This is a genomic window from Kluyvera sp., from assembly GCF_047971185.1.
Lineage (GTDB): Bacteria > Pseudomonadota > Gammaproteobacteria > Enterobacterales > Enterobacteriaceae > Kluyvera.
On record NZ_JBKDZH010000131.1, the window covers coordinates 1 to 5,191 of the forward strand.

Annotated in this window: 5 protein-coding genes; 1 reads left to right on the forward strand and 4 read right to left on the reverse strand. The window is 56.3% G+C overall.

The genetic code is table 11. The features are described 5' to 3' along the window. On the forward strand, positions 1-1,023 hold a 1,023-nt coding region (locus tag ACK5JN_RS23825), incomplete at its 5' end, for a FliC/FljB family flagellin (protein ID WP_416872407.1). 188 nt (positions 1,024-1,211) lie between these two features. Here ACK5JN_RS23825 and cheW read toward each other — a convergent pair. The 4 genes from cheW to ACK5JN_RS23845 all read right to left on the reverse strand — a co-directional run. Continuing rightward, positions 1,212-1,721: a chemotaxis protein CheW gene (cheW, locus tag ACK5JN_RS23830; protein WP_416872408.1), complete on the reverse strand. Its 510-nt coding sequence runs from the start codon at positions 1,719-1,721 to the stop codon at positions 1,212-1,214. A gap of 24 nt (positions 1,722-1,745) precedes the next feature. Continuing rightward, positions 1,746-3,737, reverse strand: coding sequence for a chemotaxis protein CheA (gene cheA / locus ACK5JN_RS23835; RefSeq protein WP_416872409.1), 1,992 nt, complete (start codon positions 3,735-3,737; stop codon positions 1,746-1,748). Beyond that, positions 3,724-4,707 carry a flagellar motor protein MotB gene (gene motB, locus ACK5JN_RS23840; RefSeq protein WP_416872410.1) on the reverse strand — a complete coding sequence of 328 codons (984 nt, stop codon included), beginning with the start codon at positions 4,705-4,707 and terminating at the stop codon, positions 3,724-3,726. The genes cheA and motB overlap by 14 nt, the downstream gene beginning before the upstream one ends. Next, on the reverse strand, positions 4,704-5,191 hold a 488-nt coding region (locus tag ACK5JN_RS23845; RefSeq protein ID WP_416872411.1), incomplete at its 5' end, for a MotA/TolQ/ExbB proton channel family protein. The genes motB and ACK5JN_RS23845, both read right to left, overlap by 4 nt.

A 5,191-nucleotide genomic window follows, 5' to 3' on the forward strand; every position in this document is an offset into this window, starting at 1 on the left:
GCGCTGGGTACCTCTATCGAGCGTCTGTCTTCCGGCCTGCGTATCAACAGCGCCAAGGACGATGCCGCTGGCCAGGCTATCAGCAACCGTTTCACCGCTAACATCACCGGTCTGACCCAGGCGTCCCGTAACGCCAACGACGGTATCTCCATCGCGCAGACCACCGAAGGCGCGCTGAACGAAGTGAACGACAACCTGCAGAACATCCGTCGTCTGACCGTACAGGCACAGAACGGCACCAACTCCGAGTCTGACCGTAAGTCCATCCAGGACGAAATCAATGCTCGTCTGCAGGAAATCAACCGTATCTCCGAACAGACCGAGTTCAACGGCGTGAAAGTCCTGAGCGCTGACCAGACGCTGGGTATTCAGGTAGGTTCTAACGACGGCCAGACCATCGATATCAACCTGAACAAAGTTGACTCCTCTACCCTCGGCATGGCTGGCTTTGACGTGACCAGCGTAGCGACGCAGGTTGTTACTGGCGCAAGCGTTACCAACGGTACTGATTCAGCTAAGTTAAGTGAAGCCGACGTTAAAGACATGAGAGACGCTGCTGGTATTGATGCAGGCGGTTCTATTTACTCCACCACCGATGCGAACGGCAACGTCTCCTACTTCGGCGTTAACTCTGACGGTACCGCAGCTAACCAGGTTGAAGTGACCATCACCGACGGTAAAGCCACATTTGCCGCCGTAGAAGATGCAAATGATGATCCGGTTGAAGCAACCGCAGCGATGGTGGCCATGACCACCCAGCTGGACACCATCGACAAAGCAATGGCTCAGGTTGACGAACTGCGCTCCTCCCTGGGTGCGACGCAGAACCGTTTCGATTCTGTTATCAGCAACCTGAACAGCACCGTTAACAACCTGTCCGAGTCCCGTTCCCGTATCCTCGACGCCGACTTCGCTTCCGAAGTCTCCGAGATGAGCCGTGCGAACATCCTGCAGTCCGCCGGTATCTCCGTGCTGTCTCAGGCAAACCAGGTTCCGCAGAACGTCCTGTCTCTGCTGCGTTAATCCCGGAAGTTTCTACCCAGCCCGGCTATGATGCCGGGCTTTTTTGTGCCCGTGAATTGCCTGCCAGCCCCCTTCCCTTCAGCCAATAAAACCCCAAAAAAAAGCCCCAGGCCAGAGCCTGAGGCAAAAAAGAAATGACGACCGCTTAGCGCAGCCGTCATAGGAAACCCTGACGGGTAAAAGAGTATTTATTCGTAAGCTGGCGCTTCGCTTACCTGCTCAACCAGCGCCATCTCTTCGCTGTTCAGCAGCTTTTCGATATCCACCAGAATCAGCATGCGCTCATCAACGCTGCCCAGCCCCAGCAGGTATTCCGTCGACAGCGTGACCGAGAAGTCGGGCGCCGGGCGAATCTGATCGCTGGTTAACGACAGCACGTCAGAAACGCCGTCCACAATAATGCCGACCACGCGCTCGCCGATATTCAGAATGATGATTACCGTGCTTTCATTAAACTCGCCAACCACCTGCTGGAACTTCACGCGCAGATCGACGATAGGCACAATCACGCCGCGCAGGTTTGTTACGCCAATAATAAAATCGGGCGTATTGGCAATCCGCGTCACGCGATCGTAGCCGCGAATTTCCTGCACCTTGAGGATCTCAACGCCGTACTCTTCGTTCCCCAACGTGAACACCAGATACCCCTGGCCGATGTTCTTTTCACCATACTGTTTTTCTGATACTGAAAACGTCATGATTTTACCTTCGCTAACAAGTAATTAATGTGTGGACTTGTCATACTGACGCTGCGTTTTGCACATAGAGGCCAACGCTGCAACGTCAAGGATCAGCGCCACGCTGCCATCGCCCAGAATCGTCGCCGCAGAAATACCCGGAACCCTGCGGTAGTTCTGCTCCAGGTTCTTCACCACCACCTGATGCTGACCAATCAGCTGATCGACCAGCAGCGCATAGCGGCAGCCCGCGCTTTGCAAAATAACCGCCACGCCATCGCTCACCCGCTGCGTCGCGCGCTGAATAGACAGGACCTGATGCAGCTCAACCAGCGGCATATACTCATCGCGAACCTGTAGCATCAGCTCTTCACCGGCCATGCGGTAGAGCGCTTTTTCGGAAGGTTTCAGCGACTCCATTACCGTACCGAGCGGCAGAACGTAGATCTCTTCGCCCACCCGCACCGACATGCCGTCGAGAATCGCCAGCGTCAGCGGCAGGATAATGCGGATAATGGAGCCTTTATCTTTTTCAGACTTAATTTCAACGTGGCCGCCCATCTCCTGGATATTTCGTCTGACGACGTCCATACCCACGCCGCGCCCGGACACGTCGGTAACTTTCTCTGCGGTAGAGAAACCGGCGGCAAAGATCAGCATCCAGACTTCTTCGTCGCTCATATTTTCATTCAGCGCCATGCCCTGAGCGCGGGCGCGAGCGAGAATTTTTTCGCGGTTGAGGCCTGCGCCATCGTCGATCACTTCAATCACAATATTGCCGCCGTGATGCTCAGCGGAGAGGGTTAAGTTGCCCTTCTCCGGCTTGCCTTTGGCGCGACGAACGTCGGTGGCTTCGATACCGTGATCGAGGCTGTTACGCACCAGGTGCGTCAGCGGGTCGATAATGCGTTCAATCAGGCTCTTATCCAGCTCCGCCGAGCCGCCTCGCAGGGTCAGCTCAACGTCTTTATTGAGTTTGCCGGCAAGATCGTGGACTAAGCGCGGGAAGCGGCTGAAAACGTATTCCATTGGCATCATACGAATGGACATCACCGATTCCTGCAGATCGCGGGCGTTACGTTCCATCTGGCCAATGCTGTTGATCAGCCGATCGTGGATGGCCGGATCGAGCGTCGAGGAGATCTGCGAGAGCATCGCCTGAGTGATGATCAGCTCACCCACCTGGTTGATGATCTGATCGACCTTTTCAACCGCCACGCGAATGCTGCCCGCTTCGGACTGCTGGGCGCGTCCGGCTGGCTTCGGCCGCGCAGGCGGTTTGGCGGGTGCCGCGGCCGGGGTTTCCACCACCGGCGCGGGTTCAGGGGCAACGGGCGTTTCGGCGATGGCCGTCGGCGTCGCGACGTCGGCCGTTTCGATCGCCACCTGTTCCGGCTCAATCACAAAGCACAGCACCGAGGTAATGTCGTCCGCGGAGGTCGTGGTCTTCAGCTGCACCTGCAGCGTTTCGCCTTCCACCTTCTGGCCGACAATCTCACCTAAATTGCCCAGCTCCTCGGTCATCAGCGCCTGTTCAGACGCTTTCAGCCCCTTGAGGACGATATTCAGCACCGTCTGCCCGTCGTTCGCCGCAACCGGAGCCGCCGCCACAGCCGGCTGTTCCACCGCCGGCGGAGCACCTGCATCGGCTTTTCCTTCCAGCGCAATCTGGCGCAGCGCCTCACAAATGTACTTAAAGGTCTCCTGATCGGGCTCTTGCGATGCTTTATAGGCATCAAGCTGGTCTTGCATAATATCTTTACTCTCGAGGAACAGATTAATAATGCCGCTATTCAACTGAAGCTGTCCGCAACGCGCGTCATCCAGCAGGTTCTCAAGAATATGAGTCGTTTCCTGCAGAACGGTGAATCCGAAGGTTCCCGCGCCGCCTTTTATCGAGTGCGCGGCGCGGAAGATGGCATTCATCATCTCCTGATCGGGTGAAGAGACATCCAGCTCTAAAAGATGTCTCTCCATATCCGCCAGCAGCTCATCGGCTTCGGCAAAGAAAGTTTGATAAAAATCACTGACGTCCATTTGGCTCAACCTTTTCCTGGCTTGGTGGCTCTTCTCCAGGCTGAACGGCAATCCCTTCGACCTGGTTCAATAATTGACTAACTTCATGTTCTGTCGCGGGCTGAGCATGTAATTTCGCCGGCGGACGCGGCGGCATCACCGAGTCTTCCTTGAGGATCGCTTCCTCTTTTTCTTTGCTCAATACGAGGATACTGATGCGGCGGTTTGACGGATCGTTTGGCGGCGTATCCGCTAACCCCATCATGTCGGCGCTTCCAATCACGCGCAGAAATTTGTCCGGCTGAAGGCCCGCCGCGGCCATCGTACGCCGCGAGGCGTTGGCGCGATCGGCCGACAGTTCCCAGTTGCTGTAGCCCACGGCTCCGCCCGAGTACGGCAGGGAGTCGGTATGCCCCGTCAGGCTAATACGGTTTGAAATTTCATTAAGCACCGGCACCAGCGCCTGCAAGATGTCGCGCATGTACGGGGCCGGAACGTAGCTGCCGATGTTGAACATCGGGCGATCCTGGGTATCCGTTATCTGGATCAGCAGGCCATCGTCGGTTAACGACAGCATCAGGTTGGACTGGAAATTGTTCAGGCGCGGATCGGTCTCGATCAGCGATTCCAGCTTCTCCCGCGCGCGCTGAAGCGTCTGGCGGCTGCGCTGCTCATCAATCTTATTGAGCATCTGGCGCAGCACTTCGCCGTCAGATTTAATAAAATCGTCGCCGCCTCCGGGGATGGGGCTGGAGCTCAGGCTGGCGCGATCGCCGCCGCTGATCGCGACTTTTAACGGCATTCGGAAATATTCAGCAATTTGCTGGCGCTCCGTGGGTGATGACGTGGCCAGCAGCCACATCACCAGGAAGAACGCCATCATCGCCGTCATAAAGTCGGCGTAAGCAATTTTCCAGGAACCGCCGTGATGATCGTGCTTGTGCTTCTTTTTACGTCGAACAACAATGATCGACTTTTCCTGCTTACTCATGATGATGCGCTATCCGAGCTGCTGCCGCTTTTCACCTGACGCATGTGTTCCTCCATTTCAATGAAGGATGGACGTTCGGTGGAGAAGAGGGTTTTACGGCCAAACTCAATCGCAATCTGCGGCGCGTAGCCGTTGACGAATGACAGCAGCGTCACCTTGATGCACTGCAGCATTTTGATCTCTTCGCTGCTCTTCTGACGCAGCAGCGTCGCCAGCGACAGTACGAAACCATAGGCCAGAAGAATACCGAGGAAGGTCCCGACCATCGCGTGCGCGATCAGCTCACCCAGCTCTGCCGCCGGGCGATCGGCCGCCGCCAGTGCGTTAACCACCCCCATCACCGCCGCCACTATAGCGCACGCCGGCAAACAGTCGCCGAGGGCCTTCAGAATACCGGCCGGACCGTCATGCTCATGTTCAAAGGTTTCAATCTCCTCATCCAGCAATCCGTCCATCTCAAATGCAGTCATGTTCGAGCTGACGC